This window comes from Cupriavidus consociatus (assembly GCF_017814975.1).
GTDB lineage: Bacteria > Pseudomonadota > Gammaproteobacteria > Burkholderiales > Burkholderiaceae > Cupriavidus > Cupriavidus consociatus.
Genome location: NZ_JAGIQA010000001.1, coordinates 19,974 through 37,374 on the forward strand (window position 1 = coordinate 19,974; position 17,401 = coordinate 37,374).

Consider the following 17,401-nt stretch of genomic DNA (forward strand, 5'->3'; position numbering starts at 1 on the left):
TCCGGAGAGGGCAGGATCGGAAGGCGCAAAAAGAAAAAAGCCAGCGCGAAGCTGGCTTTTCCTGAATGCTGGTGGGTGGTACAGGGATTGAACCTGTGACCCCTGCCGTGTGAAGGCAGTGCTCTACCGCTGAGCTAACCACCCCTTTCTGCATCGACGTTGCCGTCGTGCAGCGGAGAAATGAGATTATGCAGAGCTTCCTGTATCTTGTAAAGCCCTTTTCCAAACATTTTGTTCAGGCGGCCATCGTGCCGGGTTCCTCGGCCGTGGCTTCCTGCCATACCGTTTTGCCGCCGCTGGCCTTGTCCAGGCCCTTGAGCACGTCGAAGTGGGCTTCCAGTTCTGCTTCGGTGGCTCGCAGCACGGGCAGTACGAGGCGAGACAGGTCGGCCGTAGCGGCGGGGCCGCCTGCGCCGGCGCCGCTGTCCATGGTGTCGATCACCAGCGAGTCCTGGCCGCGGGTCATCGCCAGGTAGACCTCGGCCAGCAATTCGGCATCGAGCAATGCGCCGTGCAGCGTGCGGTGCGCGTTGCTGATCCCCAGCCGATCGCACAGGGCGTCAAGGGAGTTGCGCTTGCCGGGGAACATCTGCCGCGCTTCGCGCAGCGTATCGATCACGTTGCCGACATGCTCGCGGAACGGCGGCATGCCCAGCAGCTGGAATTCCATGTCGAGGAAGCCCAGGTCGAACTGCGCGTTGTGGATGATCAGCTCGGCATCTGCGACGAATTCGCGGATCTCGTGCACGACCTCGGCAAAGCGGGGCTTGTCCGCCAGGAACTCGACCGTGATGCCGTGGACGGCGATCGCGCCTTCGTCGATGTCGCGCTCCGGATTGACATAGAAGTGCAGGTGGCGCCCCGTCAGGCGGCGGTTGAGCAGTTCCACGCAGCCAATTTCGATCAGGCGGTCGCCAGTGGCGGCATTCAGGCCGGTGGTTTCGGTATCGAGAACGATTTGTCGCATGGCGGGCATTCTAGCGGAGCGGCATTGCTCCGCGGTTCTTGTTGCGGCGTTGCGGAGGTTCAGCGGCCGATCGATTCGACGCCGCGGTTGGCCAGCGCATCGGCGCGTTCGTTGCCGGGATGGCCGTTGTGGCCGCGCACCCAGTGCCAGGAGATCTGGTGCCCCTGGGTCAGCGCATCGAGTTCTTGCCAGAGGTCGGCGTTTTTCACGGGCTTCTTGTCGGCGGTCTTCCAGCCGCGGGCTTTCCAGCCGGGCAGCCATTCGCTGATGCCTTTCTGGACATACTGCGAATCGGTGTAGACGCGCACGGTGCAGGGCCGCTTGAGCGCGCGCAGCGCTTCGATCACCGCGGTCATCTCCATGCGGTTGTTGGTGGTGTTGGGCTCGCCGCCGAACAGTTCCTTTTCATTGGTGCCGGCGACGAGCACCGCCCCCCAGCCGCCGCGGCCAGGGTTGCCCTTGCAGGCGCCGTCGGAGTAGATCGTGACTTCTTGCATGGAATTCCGTTGAGAGCCGGCCGCGTAGCGCGGCCGGCGCGTAAGTGGTTCCGCCGCGGTTCCGGCTCAGTGATCGTCGCCGGGTGTCTTGCCGTGGGTGCCGGTCGGCGTTGCCACCGGCGTTGCCACCGGTGCCAGCGCCGGCTTGGCTTTCCACGCCGGGCCGACCAGTCGTATGTTGCGCACGCGCTTGATCGCCGAGATCATATAGACCGCGCCGAAGATCGGCCACCAGCGGTCGCCGGCCTTTTCCATGAAGGCGGTGCGCTGCAGCCAGCGTTCGGTGCGGTAGGGCGGGCAGTAGCAGCCGAAACGGCCGCGGATGATGTCGAAGCCGAGCAGCTTGAGCCAGTCCTTGATGCGCACGAAGCCGATCTGCTGCGCATCGGTCGGCAGGAAGGGCGTGGCGCCGAGCCGGTTCATGCCCTGGCGCGCGCCCCACAGGCTCATCGGGTTGAAGCAGGTGACCACCACGCGCCCTTCGGGCATCAGCACGCGCGAGACTTCGCGCAGCACTTCGTGCGGGTCTTCGGCAAATTCCAGGATATGGGGCAGGGTTACCAGGTCGACGCTCTGCGTGTCGAACGGCAGCTCGTCGAAGCGGCACAGCAGCTGGCGCGCGTCCGGATGTGCCATGCGCGGCCCGTGCGGCCCGCTGGACGGGTCCAGCGCCAGCGCCGAGAACGGCATCCGGTTTTCGCGCAGGGTATCGACGTGCGGCATGCCCAGTTGTACGGCGTGGTACCCAAAGATGTCTGCCACGGTGCGGTCGTACTGCTGCGCTTCCCAGCGCAGCATGTACTCGCCCGGCGGCGAGGCCAGCCAGTCTTCCCAGCTTACAATCGGACCATTGGGACCATTCAGGCCGCCGCGCTGGCCGTACTCGCCGTTCCGGCGATTGGGACGATTGGACATAGGAGCATGCGCATGTTGAAGGTTGAGCCGATCCCGGCGTTCCAGGATAACTATATCTGGGCCATTCACGACGGGCATCATGCCGCCGTGGTCGATCCCGGCGAGTCGACGCCGGTGGAGCACTTTCTGGCGCAGCGGGGGCTGGCTCTGGGCGCTATTGTAATCACCCATCACCACGGCGATCACCAGGGCGGCGTTGCCGACCTGCTGGCGGCACACCCGAGCACACCCTCGGGCGCGCCGATGCCGGTGCTCGGACCCGCCGGCGAACGTATCGGCGGACGCACCCGGGCGCTGCGCGAAGGCGACGAGGTGACGCTGGCCGAGCCCGCGGTGACGCTGCGGGTGCTGGACGTACCCGGGCATACCGCCGGCCATATCGCCTACGTGGGCGACCTGGGCGAAGCGGGTCGCGCCGTGTTCTGCGGCGATACGCTGTTCGCCAGCGGTTGCGGGCGCCTCTTCGAGGGGTCGCCGGCGCAAATGCTGGCGTCGCTCGACAAACTTGCCGGCCTGCCGGGCGACACCCGCGTCTACTGCGCCCACGAGTACACGCGCAGCAACGTGCGCTTCGCCCGGGCGGTCGAGCCGGATAATGCCGCGCTGGCTGCGTGGGAGCAGCGCGTCGATGCACTGCGCGCCGCGGACACGCCGACGTTGCCGACCACCATTGCCCATGAGCGCGAGGTCAACCCGTTCCTGCGCTCGCGCGAGCCGTCGGTGCGTGCCGCGGTGTCGGCGCACGGCGGTGCCACCGACAGCGATGCAAAAGCATTTGGCGCGCTGCGTGGGTGGAAGGACAATTTCCGCTAAATTGAAGGCAGGACCGGCCGAAAACCCTTACGGGTCAAGGCTTTCGGGCTGCTACCTAGAAAAATCTGATTGACGCGATTGGCCGTTTTTTTTAGCATCACGCATCCTTTTGGCGTCACGATTCGAGAACTTAATGAAAATTGGTCGATTACTGGCGGTAGTTGCGTGTGCGGCGCTGCTTGCAGCCTGCGCCAGCACCCCTACGCCGCCTGACGCCGATGCCAACGGCGCGACCGCCCAGACCGCCAGGCGCCAGGACCCGCTCAATTCGCTCAGCGACAAGTCATCCACTTCCACCATCAATGTCGACCAGGGCGGCCTGGACTGGCTGCGCGGCCCGTCCAACGATATCTGGGACCGGATCCGGCGCGGCTTTGCCATGCAGGACCTGGAGGGCACGCTGGTCGATGACCGCACCCAGTGGTACGCGCAGCGCCCGGAATACATGGAGCGCATGGTCGGGCGGTCGAGCCGCTATCTGTACCACATCGTCGAGGAGCTGGAGCGCCGCAAGATGCCTACCGAGCTGGCACTGCTGCCGTTCGTCGAGAGCGCGTTCAACCCCCAGGCCCAGTCCAGCGCCAAGGCCGCCGGCATGTGGCAGTTCATTCCCAGCACGGGCAAGTCGTACAACCTGAAGCAGAACATGTTCCGCGACGAGCGCCGCGATGTGCTGGCCTCGACCGATGCCGCGCTCGACTACCTGCAGCGGCTCTATGACATGTTCGGCGACTGGCACCTGGCGCTCGCGGCCTACAACTGGGGCGAGGGCGCGGTGTCGCGTGCGATCGCGCGCAACCAGGCGCGCGGGCTGCCGACCGACTACGCCAGCCTGACCATGCCCAACGAGACGCGCTACTACGTGCCGAAGCTGCAGGCGGTCAAGAACATCATCGCCAACCCGGCGGTGTATGGTGTCAGGCTGCCCGAGATCCCGGACCATCCGTACTTCGTCACGGTGACTACGTCGCGCGATATCGACGTGAATCTCGCCGCCAAGCTGGCGGACATGACGCTGGAAGAGTTCAAGGCGCTGAACCCGTCGTTCAACCGGCCGGTGATCCTGGGGGCATCCAACCCGCAGATCCTGCTGCCGTTCGACAATGCCGAGCGCTTCCAGTACAACCTGAACACCTATCGCGGCGGGCTGTCGAGCTGGACCGCGGTCACCGTGGACGGGCGCGAGCGCGTCGAATCGCTGGCGGCGCGGCTCAATGTCGATGCCGACACGCTGCGGGAAATCAACAGCATTCCCAAGGGCATGCGCCTGAAGGCCGGTTCGACCGTGATGATCCCGCGCTCGGGCCGCCACGACCAGGACATCAGCGCGAGCCTGGCCGACACCGCCATGCTGGCGATGGAGCCCGACCTGCCCGATGCGCGCCGTGTGGTGGTGCGCGCCAGCCGGCGCGATACGGTGGCATCGGTGGCGCGTCGCTACGGCGTGTCGCCGGGTCAGGTGCAGTCGTGGAACAAGCTGTCCGGCACCAAGCTGGTGGCAGGGCAGAGCCTGGTGCTGATGGTGCCGGTGCGCGGCGCCGGCGCGGTGCGCGCGGCGCGTGCCGAACGGGCCGACCGGGCCGAGCGCGAAGAGCGTGCCGAACGCGGCAGCAAGGGCGGGATCGTGCGTGTATCGACACAGGGAGGCAAGGCCGAGCCGCGCAAGCGCATCACGGTGGAAGCCTCTTCGCGCCGCGGTGCCAAGGCGGCGCCGGCCAAGGTGGCGCGCGAGGCCAAGGCGGGCCCGGTGAAGGCATCGGCCAAGTCCAGCGTCAAGGCCAGCGGCAAGGGCAGCAAGACGCGCTGAGCGCAGCGCTTGAGAGCAAGAGGGCGTGCCGGCGGCACGCCTTTTTTGCATCCGCTGTGTGCACCCGCCGCGGGCGGCACCCCTCCGAATCCCGTTTCCCCCAGGCCCGCGCCGGTGGCAAACTACCGTCATCATCACAACGACCGCAGACGCGAAGGAGACTGCCATGACGGCAAGCCATGCCGTGCATGCCCGTTCGCTGGCCGACCCGCAAGGGTTCTGGGCCGAACAGGCGGCGCGCATCGATTGGGAAACCCCGTTCGACCAGGTGCTCGACAACAGCCGCGCGCCGTTCACCCGCTGGTTCGTAGGCGGGCGCACCAACCTGTGCCACAACGCGGTCGACCGCCACCTGGCGGCGCGCGCCAGCCAGCCGGCGCTGCACTGGGTCTCGACCGAAGTCGACCAGTCCCGCACCTACACCTACGCCGAGTTGCACGACGAGGTCAACCGCATGGCGGCGATCCTGCAGGGACTGGGGGTGCGCAAGGGCGACCGCGTGCTGATCTACATGCCGATGATCCCGCAGGCCGCATTTGCGATGCTGGCGTGCGCGCGCATCGGCGCGATCCATTCGGTGGTGTTCGGCGGCTTCGCCTCGGTCAGCCTGGCGGCCCGGATCGACGATGCCCGCCCGCGCGTGGTGATCAGCGCCGACGCGGGCTCGCGCGCCGGCAAGGTGGTGCCGTACAAGCCGCTGCTGGACGAGGCCATCCGGCTTTCGTCGCACCAGCCGGAGAAGGTGCTGCTGGTCGACCGCCAGCTGGCTGACATGCCGCGCACCGAAGGCCGCGATGAAGACTATGCCGCCTGGCGCGAGCGCGTGGCCGGCGCGCAGGTGCCGTGCGCATGGCTGGAGTCAAGCGAGCCATCGTATGTGCTCTATACCTCCGGCACCACCGGCAAGCCCAAGGGCGTGCAGCGCGATACCGGCGGCTACGCGGTGGCGCTGGCCACGTCGATGGAATACATCTTCTGCGGCAAGCCGGGCGACACCATGTTCACGGCCTCCGACATCGGCTGGGTGGTCGGCCACAGCTATATCGTCTACGGGCCGCTGCTGGCCGGCATGGCCACCCTGATGTACGAGGGCACGCCGATCCGCCCGGACGGCGGCATCCTGTGGCGGCTGGTCGAGCAATACCGGGTCAACCTGATGTTCAGCGCGCCCACCGCGATCCGCGTGCTGAAAAAGCAGGACCCGGCCTGGCTGACCCGCTACGACCTGTCCAGCCTGCGCCTGCTGTTCCTGGCCGGCGAGCCGCTGGACGAACCCACCGCGCGCTGGATCCAGGACGGCCTGGGCAAGCCGGTGGTCGATAACTACTGGCAGACCGAGTCGGGCTGGCCGATCCTGGCGATCCAGCGCGGCATCGAGCCGCTGCCTCCCAAGCTGGGCTCGCCGGGCGTGCCGGCCTACGGCTACGACCTGAAGATCGTCGACGAGAGCACCGGCGAGGAATGCCCGCCCAACCAGAAGGGCGTGGTCGCGATCGACGGGCCGCTGCCGCCGGGCTGCATGAGCACGGTGTGGGGCGATGACGACCGCTTCGTGCGCACCTACTGGCAGGCGGTGCCGAACCGGCTGTGCTATTCCACCTTTGACTGGGGCGTGCGCGACGAGGACGGCTATGTTTTTATCCTCGGCCGCACGGACGACGTGATCAATGTCGCCGGCCATCGGCTGGGCACGCGCGAGATCGAGGAAAGCCTGTCTTCGAACGCCGCCGTGGCCGAGGTAGCGGTGGTGGGCGTGCAGGACGCGCTGAAGGGCCAGGTGGCGATGGGCTTCTGCATCGCGCGCGACCCGGCGCGGACCGCCACGGACGCGGACCGGCTGGCGCTGGAGGGCGAACTGATGAAGACCGTCGAGCAGCAGCTCGGCGCGGTGGCACGGCCGGCGCGCGTATTCTTTGTCAATGCGCTGCCGAAGACGCGATCCGGCAAGTTGCTGCGGCGCGCGATGCAGGCGGTGGCGGAAGGGCGCGATCCCGGCGACCTGACCACGATCGAAGACCCGGCGGCGCTGGAGCAGATCCAGGGCGCGCTGAAGGGCTGAAGCAGGCACGGCGGGCGGTGTGAGGTGTCGAAACGGACACTTCACACTGCGGGCTTGCCATGGCTCGTGATGCAGTCTAATATTTGAAGCATAAAATATTTAAGTTTGATCTAGATCGTGGCGAGACCGGTCGGCATTGTCCGGCGCGGCCAAGCAGGAGGCAACAGATGCGAGTGCTTTGTATTGGTGGCGGACCGGCCGGGCTTTACTTCGGCTTGCTGATGAAGCTGCAGGATCCGGCCAACGAGGTCATCGTGGTCGAGCGCAACCGGCCTTACGACACCTTCGGCTGGGGTGTGGTGTTCTCCGACGCCACCATGGACAACCTCAAGCAGGCCGATCCGGCCAGCGCCGCCGAAATCAATGCCGCCTTCAACCACTGGGACGATATCGACATCCATATCGGCGGGCGCACCATCCGCTCCGGCGGCCACGGCTTTATCGGCATCGGCCGCAAGCGCCTGCTCAATATCCTGCAGGCGCGCTGCGAGGCGCTCGGCGTCAGGCTGGTGTTCGAGAACGATGTCACCGACGACCAGGCGCTGGCGATGCAATACCAGGCCGACCTGGTGATTGCCTCGGATGGCCTGAACAGCCGCATCCGCACCCGCTACGCCGAGACTTTCCAGCCGGACATCGATACGCGCCAGTGCCGCTTCGTCTGGTTGGGAACACACAAGCTGTTCGATGCCTTCACGTTTGCCTTCGAAAAGACCGAGCACGGCTGGTTCCAGGCGCATGCCTACCGCTTCGACGACAACACCTCGACCTTTATCGTCGAGACGCCGGAATCGGTCTGGCAAGCCGCAGGCATCGACGAGATGAGCCAGGAAGAGGGCGTGGCGTACTGCGAGAAGCTGTTCGCGCGCTACCTCGACGGCAACAAGCTGATCACCAACGCGGCGCACCTGCGCGGCTCGGCGATCTGGATCCGCTTCCCGCGCGTGATCTGCCGCCAGTGGGTGCATTGGAATACGCTGCCGGACGGCCGTCGCGTGCCCGTGGTGCTGATGGGCGATGCCGCGCACACGGCGCATTTCTCGATTGGTTCCGGTACCAAGCTGGCGCTGGAAGATGCGATCGACCTGGCCGAGGAGATCCGTGGCAGCGGCCACGACGGCCTGCCCGATGCGCTGGCGCGCTACGAAGCCACGCGCGGCGTGGAAGTGCTGAAGATCCAGAACGCGGCGCGCAATTCGACCGAGTGGTTCGAGAACGTCGAGCGCTACGCCGGCAGCCTGCCGCCGGAGCAGTTCGCCTATTCGCTGCTGACGCGTTCGCAGCGCATCTCGCACGAGAACCTGCGCGTGCGCGACGCCGGTTACGTGGCGCAATTCGAGCACTGGCTGGCGCAACAGGCCGGCGTGCCGCGGCAAAGCCTGAAGCTGCGCGAGCACGAGCCGTTGCCGCCGATGTTCACGCCGTTCCGGCTGCGCGGTGTCACGCTGAAGAACCGCGTGGTGGTGTCGCCGATGGCGATGTACTCCTGCACCGACGGCATGCCGGGCGACTTCCACCTGGTGCACCTCGGTTCGCGCGCGCTGGGCGGCGCCGGCATGGTGGTGGCGGAAATGACTTGCGTGTCGCCCGATGCGCGCATCACGCCGGGCTGCCCGGGCTTGTGGAGCGATGCGCAGCGCGACGCGTGGAAGCGCATCGTCGACTTCGTGCATGCCAGCAGCGACGCCCGCATCGCCATGCAGATCGGACACTCCGGCCGCAAGGGGTCGACGCAGCTTGGCTGGGAGGCGATGGACCACCCGCTGCCGCAGGGCAACTGGCCGGTGATGTCGGCCTCGCCGTTGCCGTACCTGCCGGGCGAATCGCAGACCCCGCGCGAGATGACGCGCGCGGACATGGATCGCGTGCGCGACGATTTCGTGGCCAGTGCCCGGCGCGCGGCCGAAGCGGGATTCGACTGGCTCGAACTGCACTGCGCCCACGGCTATCTGCTGTCGAGCTTTATCTCGCCGCTGACCAATACGCGTGAAGACGAGTTCGGCGGCTCGCTGGCGGCGCGGCTGCGCTATCCGCTGGAAGTGTTCGAGGCCGTGCGCGCGGTATGGCCGCAGGACAAGCCGATGTCGGTGCGCATCTCGGCGCACGACTGGGTCGAAGGCGGCATCACGCCCGACGACGCCGTCGAGATCGCCCGCGCCTTCAAGGCCGCCGGCGCCGACATGATCGACTGCTCGTCGGGGCAGGTCAGCCCGGACCAGGCGCCGGTGTATGGCCGCATGTACCAGACGCCGTTCGCCGATCGCATCCGCAACGAGGCCGGCATCGCCACCATCGCGGTGGGCGCGATCTTCGAGGCCGATCATGTCGACTCGATCATCGCCGCCGGCCGCGCCGACCTGTGCGCGATCGCGCGGCCCCACCTGGCCAATCCGGCGTGGACGCTGCAGGAAGCCGCGCGCATCGGCTACCGCGACATCGCCTGGCCCAAGCAGTACGTGGCCGGCAAGCGGCAACTGGAAACCAATCTCGAACGCGCGGCGGCGCAGGAGAAGCAGGCATGACCGGCAGCACGGCAACACTGGCCGGACGCCACGCACTGGTCACCGGAGGCGGGCGCGGCATCGGTGCAGCGATCGCGCGGCGGCTGCTGGCCGACGGCGCCAGCGTCACGCTGCTGGGGCGCGATGCCGGCACGCTGCAAGCGACGGTGCAGGCGCTGCGCGAGCAGGCACCGGCAGGCGCCATGGTCTCGTTCGTCACGGCCGATATCGCCGATGCCGGCAGCGTAGCGTGCGCCTTTGCCGCGGCAACGGAGCAGGCTGGTCCGGTATCGATGCTGGTCAACAACGCCGGGCAGGCGCACAGCGCCCCCTTCATGAAGACCGATGCCGCGCTGTGGCAGCGCATGCTCGACGTCAACCTGACCGGCACCTTCCTGTGCACGCAAGCCGCACTGCCGCCGATGCTCGAAGCCGGCTGGGGGCGCATCGTCAACGTGGCCAGCACCGCCGGGCTGATCGGCTACGGGTACGTCAGCGCCTATTGCGCGGCCAAGCATGGCGTGATCGGACTGACGCGCGCGCTGGCGCTGGAGACCGCGGCCAAGGGCGTGACCGTCAACGCGGTTTGCCCGGGCTATACCGAGACCGATATCGTGCGCGACGCCGTCGCCAACATCGTCGGCAAGACCGGCCGCAGCGAAGACCAGGCGCGCGCCGAACTGGCCGCGCGCAATCCGCAGCGCCGACTGGTGCAGCCCGAGGAAGTGGCCGACGCCGTGGCATGGCTGTGCCAGCCGTCCGCCGGCGCGATCACCGGGCAGGCGATCCCGGTGGCCGGCGGCGAAGTCATGGCGGGCTGACAAGCCAAAAACCTGAGCAAGGACCTGAGAGAGAACCATGACTGACATCGCACTCGACATGCGCCACCACAAGCGCAGCTTTGCCGGCTACGAACCGCGGCACTTCCTGTGGTCGGTGTCCGACGACGGCAAGGTCGGCACCATCACGCTGAACCGGCCGGAGCGCAAGAACCCGCTGACCTTCGACTCCTATGCCGAGCTGCGCGACCTGTTCCGCGCGCTGTGCTACGCCAGCGACATCAAGGCGGTGGTGGTCACCGGCGCCGGCGGCAACTTCTGCTCGGGCGGCGACGTGCACGAGATCATCGGGCCACTGACGCAGATGACCATGCCCGAACTGCTCGACTTCACGCGCATGACCGGCGATCTGGTCAAGGCGATGCGCGCATGCCCGCAGCCGGTGATCAGCGCGGTCGACGGCATCTGTGCCGGCGCGGGCGCCATGATGGCGCTGGCCTCCGACATGCGGCTGGGCACGGCGCAGGCGAAGACCGCGTTCCTGTTCGTGCGCGTGGGCCTGGCCGGTGCCGACATGGGCGCGTGCTCGCTGCTGCCGCGCGTGATCGGGCAAGGGCGCGCCAGCGAGCTGCTCTATACCGGCCGCGCGATGAACGCGGAGGAAGGGCTGCAGTGGGGCTTCTTCAATGCGCTGCATCCGTCCGAGGCCGTGCTGGCACAAGCGCAGGCGCTGGCCGCTCAGCTCGCCGCCGGGCCGACCTTCGCCCACGGCGTGACCAAGAAGCTGCTGCACCAGGAGTGGAACATGGGGCTGGACGAGGCCATCGAAGCCGAAGCCGAGGCACAGGCCATCTGCATGCAGACGCGCGATTTCCGCCGCGCCTACGAGGCCTTCGTGGCCAAATCCAAGCCAGTGTTCGAAGGCGACTGAGCCAGGGAGCCGCGATGTCAGACAAGACCTATCTCGACCTGCCGCTGTTCGACGACGCGCACCGCATGCTGGAGCGCGAGCTCGACGCGTGGTGCGCGCAACACCTGCATGTCGACCACAGCGATGCCGATGCCGCCTGCCGTGCATTGGTGCGCCAGCTGGGCCAGGCGGGCTGGCTGCGCTATTGCGTGCCGGCCGCGCACGGTGGCGCGCTGCCTGCGCTCGACTCACGCTCGCTGTGCCTGCTGCGCGAGACGCTGGCGCGGCACGACGGGCTGGCCGACTTTGCCTTCGCGATGCAGGGGCTGGGCTCGGGTGCGATTTCGATTGCGGGTAGTGAAGCGCTGCGCGCGCAATACCTGCCGCGCGTGGCGCGCGGCGAGGCCATCGCCGCCTTTGCGCTGTCCGAGCCCGAGGCCGGTTCCGATGTCGCGGCGATGCAGTGCAGCGCGCGGCTGTCGGAAGACGGCAAGCATTATGTGATCGATGGCGCCAAGACCTGGATCTCCAACGGCGGCATCGCGGATTTCTATTGCGTGTTCGTGCGCACCGGCGAAGCGCCGGGTGCGCGCGGCATCTCTGCCTTCGTGGTCGATGCCGACACGCCGGGCCTGACCATCGCCGAGCGCATTGACGTGATCGCGCCGCATCCGCTGGCCACGCTGCGCTTCGACAACTGCCGCGTGCCTGTTGGCAACCGGCTGGGCGAGGCGGGGCAGGGCTTCAAGGTGGCGATGATGACGCTCGACATCTTCCGCGCCTCGGTTGCCGCTGCTGCATTGGGCTTCGGCCGCGCCGCGCTGGACGATGCGCTGGCGCGCGCGTGCGCGCGGCCGATGTTCGGCGGCGTGCTGGCCGACCTGCAATTGACGCAGGCCGCCATCGGCGACATGGCCACGGCCATCGACGCGGCGGCGCTGCTGACCTATCGCGCGGCCTGGCTGCGGGATGTCAAGAAAGAGCGAACCACCCGCGAAGCGGCGATGGCGAAGATGGTCGCGACCGAGAACGCGCAGCAGGTCATCGACCGCGCGGTGCAGATGTTCGGCGGCCTCGGCGTCAAGGTCGGCACGCGCGTGGAAAGCCTGTACCGGGAGATCCGCTCGCTGCGCATCTACGAAGGCGCCACCGAAGTGCAGAAGCTGATCATCGCCCGCGAGACGCTGGCCGGCCGCAAGGCCTGAGCGATCCGCCCCGGAACTGCCGTACCGACAGAGCAGACAGGAGACAAGCCATGGCGACCACCGCCCACCTCGATACCTTCGCCCGCGACCGCTTGCCGCCGCCCGAGCAGTGGCCGGTGTTCCGCTTCAACGCCGACACCGACTACCCGGCGCGGATGAACTGCGCGGTGGAGCTGGTCGACCGCCACGTGCGCGAAGGCCGCGGCGAGCGCGTCGCCATCCGCCACCGCCCCAATGGTCTGGCGGGCCAGATCGAGACGGTGACCTACGCGCAGCTGGCGGCGCTAGTCAACCGCATCGCCCATGTGCTGGTCGAAGACATGGCGCTGGTGCCCGGCAACCGCGTGCTGCTGCGCGGCCCCAACAACCTGATGATGGCGGCAAGCTGGCTCGCCACCATCAAGGCCGGCCTGATTGCCGTGCCGACCATGCCGCTGCTGCGCGCCAAGGAATTGAAGCAGATCGTCGACAAGGCCCAGGTCACGGCGGCGCTGTGCGATGCGCGGCTGCGCGACGATCTTGACGCCAACCAGCGGGCCGGCGGGGAATTCCATTGCCCGACCCTGGCCCGTGCGCTGTACTTCAACGGCACCGGCGAAGGCTCGCTGGAAGCCGCGATGGCGGGCAAGCCCGACAGCTTCGACGCTTGCGACACCGCCAGCGACGATATCTGCCTGATCGCCTTCACCAGCGGCACCACCGGGCAGCCCAAGGGCACCATGCATTTCCACCGCGACGTGCTGGCGATGTGCGACCTGTTCCCGCGCCATGTGCTGCGCTCAGAGCCGGACGACATCTTCTGCGGTACGCCGCCGATCGCCTTCACCTTCGGGCTGGGCGGCATGCTGTGCTTCCCGCTGCGCATCGGCGCCAGCACGGTGCTGGCGGAGAGGCTGACGCCGGAGGCGTTGCTGGAGCTGATCCACGACTTCCGCGCCACCATCGTCTTCACCGCGCCCACGTTCTACCGGCAGATGGCGGCGCTGGCGCCGCGCTTCGATATCTCGAGCCTGAGGCAGAGCGTGTCGGCCGGCGAGGCGCTGCCCGATGCCACCCGCCAAAGCTGGAAGTCCGCCACCGGCATCGAGATGACTGACGGCATTGGCGGCACCGAGATGATGCATATCTTTATCTCCAGCGCGGGCGCCGAGATCAGGCCGGGTGCGATCGGCAAGGTGGTGCCCGGCTACGTGGCGCAGATCGTCGACGACGAGATGCGGCCGCTGCCGCCGGGCCAGGTGGGCAAGCTGGCGGTCCAGGGCCCGACCGGCTGCCGCTACCTGGACGATCCGCGCCAGGCCAACTACGTGAAGGCGGGCTGGAACCTGCCGGGCGATACCTTCACGGTCGACGCGGACGGCTATTACTTCTATCAGGCGCGTTCCGACGACATGATCATCTCGGCCGGCTATAACATCGCTGGCCCCGAGGTGGAGAGCACGCTGATGCAGCACGAGTCGGTGGCCGAGTGCGGCGTGGTCGGCGCGCCAGACGACGGGCGCGGGCAGGTGGTCATGGCCTACGTGGTGCTGCGCGAAGGCGTACCCGCTGACGACGCCACGCGCACCGCGCTGCAGGACTTCGTCAAGCGCCAGATCGCGCCGTACAAGTATCCCCGCCGCATCGAGTTCGTGCCAGCGCTGCCGCGCACCGAGACGGGCAAGCTGCAGCGCTTCCGGCTGCGCCAGATGGCGGAGCAGGGCAACGGCGCCAAGCACGGTGGGAGCAAATCATGAGCCCGGTCTTCCGCAGCACCGTCCTGGTGCGCTTCAAGCACTGCGACGCGGCCGGGATCGTGTTCTACCCGCGCTACTTCGAGATGCTCAACGACTTCATCGAAGACTGGTTCGGCGAAGCGCTGGGCTGGCCTTTCGACGTCATGCATGGCGAGGGCCGGGCCGGCGTACCGACCGCCGAGCTGGAATGCCGCTTCCTGGCGCCGAGCCGGCTGGGCGAAGTGCTCACGCGCGAGCTGCGCGTGCTCAAGCTCGGACAGTCCAGTTTCACGCTGGCGATCCGCTTCGCGGGGCCGCACGACGATACCCGCATGGAAGTGACGCAGCGGCTGGTCTGCGTCGACACCGGCTCGATCGCGCCGCAACCGTTGCCGGACGCCGTGCGCGAGGCCATGGCGGCCTATCTCGTGGCGACGGCCTGACCGGTCTACTACTGCATTCGCAATTGAATTCCCCAATCCATCAATCAGAAAGCAACAGGACATCCACCATGAAAATCCTGCAGCCGCCCGACTGGGCGCCTCCGCGTGGCTATGCCAATGGCATCATGGCCGAGATCCAGGCCGGCAGCCGCCTGCTCTTTGTCAGCGGCCAGATCGGCTGGAATGGCAAGTGCGAGTTCGAGACCGACGATTTCGGCCTGCAGGTGGCGCAGGCGCTGCGCAACGTGGTCGACGTGCTGGCCGCGGGCGGTGCCAGGCCGGAACATATCGCGCGCATGACCTGGTATGTGAAGGACAAGGCGGAGTATGTCGGGGCTTACGGGTCGATCGGCCAGCACTACCGCGCCATCATTGGCCGTCACTTTCCGGCGATGACGGCGGTTGAAGTGGCCGACCTCGTTGAGCCGCGCGCCAAGGTGGAAATCGAGGTGACGGCGGTCGTCCCGCCGGATGCGTAACGGGATCTGCACACCGGCGGACCAGGGCGCGGGCACCGGCATGCCGGGTGTCCGCGGCGGGCGCCCGCGTGATGCAAGTCCTTGAAAACTTGAGAAATTGGGTGGCGCGGGATATAATTCGAAAGTTTCGCTTTCAGAACCCTTCACCCTAGCGCCAACCGCTTTCCACCTTCCGCCGCCCCCATTCGCGCCGCCTTTGCCGTTCATACTTTATGTGAAGCAAAGCGCATGCCGCGACCGGATCCGACCGCATCGGCGCAATGCCGCTGCCGCCGTCACGGATCCAGCCTGGGAGGCACGAGGCGTCGATTGGTCGGTCACGGGGTGAGTCCAGCAGGAGCCTACCCGTGTTACCGTCTTTTCCGTCCGCCATTCTCGCGCTAGCAGACGGCACGGTCTTTCGTGGCTATTCCATTGGCGCTTCCGGCCATACCATCGGTGAAGTGGTGTTCAACACCGCCATCACCGGTTACCAGGAAATCCTCACCGACCCGAGCTATTCGCGGCAGATCGTCACGCTGACGTATCCGCATATCGGCAACTACGGTGTCAATCCTGAGGATGTCGAAGCCACGAAAGTCCATGCCGCCGGCCTGATCATCAAGGATCTGCCGATCCTGGCCTCCAATTTCCGCAAGGAACACACCCTCGCGCACTACCTGAAGCAGGAAAAGGTGGTGGCGATCGCCGGCATCGATACCCGCAAGCTGACCCGCATCCTGCGCGAGAAGGGTGCCCAGAACGGCTGCATCCTGGCTGGCGAGGACAACGTGCAGAAGGCCATCGACCTGGCCCGCTCGTTCCCGGGCCTGGCCGGCATGGACCTAGCCAAGGTGGTTTCGGTCAAGGAGCCGTACGAGTGGACGCAGTCCGAGTGGGCGCTGGGCGAAGGCTACGGCAAGCAGGACAAGCCGCAGTTCCACGTGGTCGCCTATGACTACGGCGTCAAGTTCAACATCCTGCGCATGCTGGCCGAGCGCGGCTGCAAGGTGACGGTGCTGCCGGCCCAGGCAAGCGCCGCCGACGCGCTGGCGTTGAATCCGGACGGCGTGTTCCTGTCCAACGGCCCCGGCGACCCCGAGCCGTGCGACTATGCCATCACCGCCACCCGCGAGTTCATCGAGCGCGGCATCCCGACCTTCGGCATCTGCCTGGGTCACCAGATCATGGCCCTTGCCGTAGGCGCCAAGACGCTGAAGATGAAGGCCGGCCACCACGGCGCCAACCACCCGGTCAAGGACCTGGAGGACGGCCGCGTGATGATCACGTCGCAGAACCACGGTTTCGCGGTGGATGCCGACACGCTGCCTGCCAACGCGCGCGTGACCCACGTGTCGCTGTTCGACGGCACGCTGCAGGGCTTCGCGCTGACCGACAAGCCGGCGTTCTGCTTCCAGGGTCACCCGGAAGCCTCGCCCGGCCCGAACGACGTGGCTTACCTGTTCGACCGCTTCATCCAGCACATGACCGACGCGCGCAAGTAAGCACGCAAATTAGCGCGACAGGACAGCACTGGACCACGGGACATCCCATGAATGCCTTCATGCAAACCGCCTTCGGCATCACCGATTTCTGGACCTACCTGCTCGGCACGATCTTTATCGTGCTGCTGCCGGGGCCGAACTCGATGTATGTGCTGTCAGTGGCGGCGCAGCGTGGCGTGCGCGCCGGCTACAAGGGCGCGTGCGGGGTGTTCCTGGGCGACCAGGTGCTGATGGTGCTGTCGGCGGCGGGCGTGGCCTCGCTGCTGAAGGCGAGCCCGGCGCTGTTCTACGTGGTGAAGTACATCGGCGCGGCCTACCTGGCGTGGATCGGCTTCAACATGCTGCGCGGCGCGATGCGCAGCTGGGCCTCGCGCGGCGCGGCCACAGTGGACAATACGGCGGACAAGGCGGTGCCGGCCAGCGTGGCGGACCAGTCCGACCCGTTCCGCAAGGCGCTGCTGATCAGCCTGCTGAACCCGAAGGCCATCCTGTTCTTCATCTCGTTCTTCATCCAGTTCGTGGATCCGGCCTTTGCCTGGCCGGTGCTGTCGTTCGCCGTGCTGGGCGTGGTGTGCCAGCTGTGCAGCTTCGCCTACCTGACCACCATCATCTTCGTGGGCGCGAAGCTGGCCGACGCGTTCCGGCGCCGGCGGCGGCTGTCGGCGGGGATGGCGAGCGGAGTCGGGGCGATGTTTATCGGCTTCGGCGCCAAGCTGGCTACGGCGACCATGAACTGACGCGGCGCGGTTGCGACAACTGCAGCCGACATTATTCGAATCCGGAACGGATTCCCTGATTACCGGTGCGGCCCGCATGCAAGCGGGCCG

At 67.1% G+C, this 17,401-nt stretch carries 15 protein-coding genes and 1 tRNA gene; 12 read left to right on the forward strand and 4 right to left on the reverse strand.

All coding sequences use genetic code 11. The features are described 5' to 3' along the window. Window positions 1–69: 69 nt before the first annotated feature. The 4 genes from J8I82_RS00105 to J8I82_RS00120 form a co-directional block, all read right to left on the reverse strand. Window positions 70–144: transfer RNA gene (locus tag J8I82_RS00105), tRNA-Val, on the reverse strand. Between the two features lie 91 nt (window positions 145–235). Beyond that, window positions 236–967 (reverse strand): DNA polymerase III subunit epsilon, encoded by a 732-nt coding sequence (dnaQ, locus tag J8I82_RS00110; protein ID WP_209753729.1) that lies wholly within the window; start codon window positions 965–967, stop codon window positions 236–238. Between the two features lie 59 nt (window positions 968–1,026). Further along, on the reverse strand, window positions 1,027–1,464 hold the full coding sequence (gene rnhA, locus J8I82_RS00115) for a ribonuclease HI (RefSeq protein ID WP_029046361.1): 438 nt from the start codon (window positions 1,462–1,464) through the stop codon (window positions 1,027–1,029). Window positions 1,465–1,530: 66 nt separating this feature from the next. Then, window positions 1,531–2,262: a class I SAM-dependent methyltransferase gene (locus tag J8I82_RS00120; RefSeq protein ID WP_209754383.1), complete on the reverse strand. Its 732-nt coding sequence runs from the start codon at window positions 2,260–2,262 to the stop codon at window positions 1,531–1,533. A gap of 129 nt (window positions 2,263–2,391) precedes the next feature. Between J8I82_RS00120 and gloB the strand changes: the two genes are divergently transcribed. From gloB to leuE, 12 genes are all read left to right on the forward strand, one after another. Next, window positions 2,392–3,192, forward strand: a complete 801-nt coding sequence (gene gloB / locus J8I82_RS00125) for a hydroxyacylglutathione hydrolase (RefSeq protein ID WP_209753730.1) — start codon at window positions 2,392–2,394, stop codon at window positions 3,190–3,192. Window positions 3,193–3,325: 133 nt separating this feature from the next. Beyond that, the gene (locus J8I82_RS00130; protein WP_209753731.1) at window positions 3,326–4,999 is read left to right on the forward strand and encodes a transglycosylase SLT domain-containing protein; all 1,674 of its coding nucleotides are present in this window, start codon (window positions 3,326–3,328) and stop codon (window positions 4,997–4,999) included. Window positions 5,000–5,132: 133 nt separating this feature from the next. Further along, window positions 5,133–7,058, forward strand: a complete 1,926-nt coding sequence (locus tag J8I82_RS00135; protein WP_284182814.1) for a propionate--CoA ligase — start codon at window positions 5,133–5,135, stop codon at window positions 7,056–7,058. 167 nt (window positions 7,059–7,225) lie between these two features. Further along, window positions 7,226–9,580, forward strand: coding sequence for a bifunctional salicylyl-CoA 5-hydroxylase/oxidoreductase (locus J8I82_RS00140; protein ID WP_209753733.1), 2,355 nt, complete (start codon window positions 7,226–7,228; stop codon window positions 9,578–9,580). Further along, complete coding sequence (locus J8I82_RS00145; RefSeq protein WP_209753734.1) at window positions 9,577–10,380, forward strand: SDR family NAD(P)-dependent oxidoreductase; 804 nt, start codon at window positions 9,577–9,579, stop codon at window positions 10,378–10,380. Before J8I82_RS00140 ends, J8I82_RS00145 begins: the two co-directional genes overlap by 4 nt. Window positions 10,381–10,417: 37 nt before the next feature. Continuing rightward, window positions 10,418–11,269 (forward strand): enoyl-CoA hydratase family protein, encoded by an 852-nt coding sequence (locus tag J8I82_RS00150; protein ID WP_209753735.1) that lies wholly within the window; start codon window positions 10,418–10,420, stop codon window positions 11,267–11,269. A 14-nt stretch (window positions 11,270–11,283) separates the two neighbouring features. Continuing rightward, the gene (locus J8I82_RS00155; RefSeq protein WP_209753736.1) at window positions 11,284–12,453 is read left to right on the forward strand and encodes an acyl-CoA dehydrogenase family protein; all 1,170 of its coding nucleotides are present in this window, start codon (window positions 11,284–11,286) and stop codon (window positions 12,451–12,453) included. Window positions 12,454–12,503: 50 nt separating this feature from the next. After that, entirely contained in the window at window positions 12,504–14,189 is a 1,686-nt protein-coding gene (locus J8I82_RS00160; protein WP_209753737.1) for an AMP-binding protein, read from the forward strand. Then, entirely contained in the window at window positions 14,186–14,611 is a 426-nt protein-coding gene (locus J8I82_RS00165; RefSeq protein ID WP_209753738.1) for an acyl-CoA thioesterase, read from the forward strand. The genes J8I82_RS00160 and J8I82_RS00165 overlap by 4 nt, the downstream gene beginning before the upstream one ends. A 68-nt stretch (window positions 14,612–14,679) precedes the next feature. After that, window positions 14,680–15,090: a RidA family protein gene (locus J8I82_RS00170; protein ID WP_209753739.1), complete on the forward strand. Its 411-nt coding sequence runs from the start codon at window positions 14,680–14,682 to the stop codon at window positions 15,088–15,090. 347 nt (window positions 15,091–15,437) lie between these two features. After that, on the forward strand, window positions 15,438–16,574 hold the full coding sequence (gene carA / locus J8I82_RS00175; RefSeq protein ID WP_209753740.1) for a glutamine-hydrolyzing carbamoyl-phosphate synthase small subunit: 1,137 nt from the start codon (window positions 15,438–15,440) through the stop codon (window positions 16,572–16,574). Between the two features lie 47 nt (window positions 16,575–16,621). Continuing rightward, window positions 16,622–17,311: a leucine efflux protein LeuE gene (gene leuE, locus J8I82_RS00180; RefSeq protein ID WP_209753741.1), complete on the forward strand. Its 690-nt coding sequence runs from the start codon at window positions 16,622–16,624 to the stop codon at window positions 17,309–17,311. Window positions 17,312–17,401: the final 90 nt, after the last annotated feature.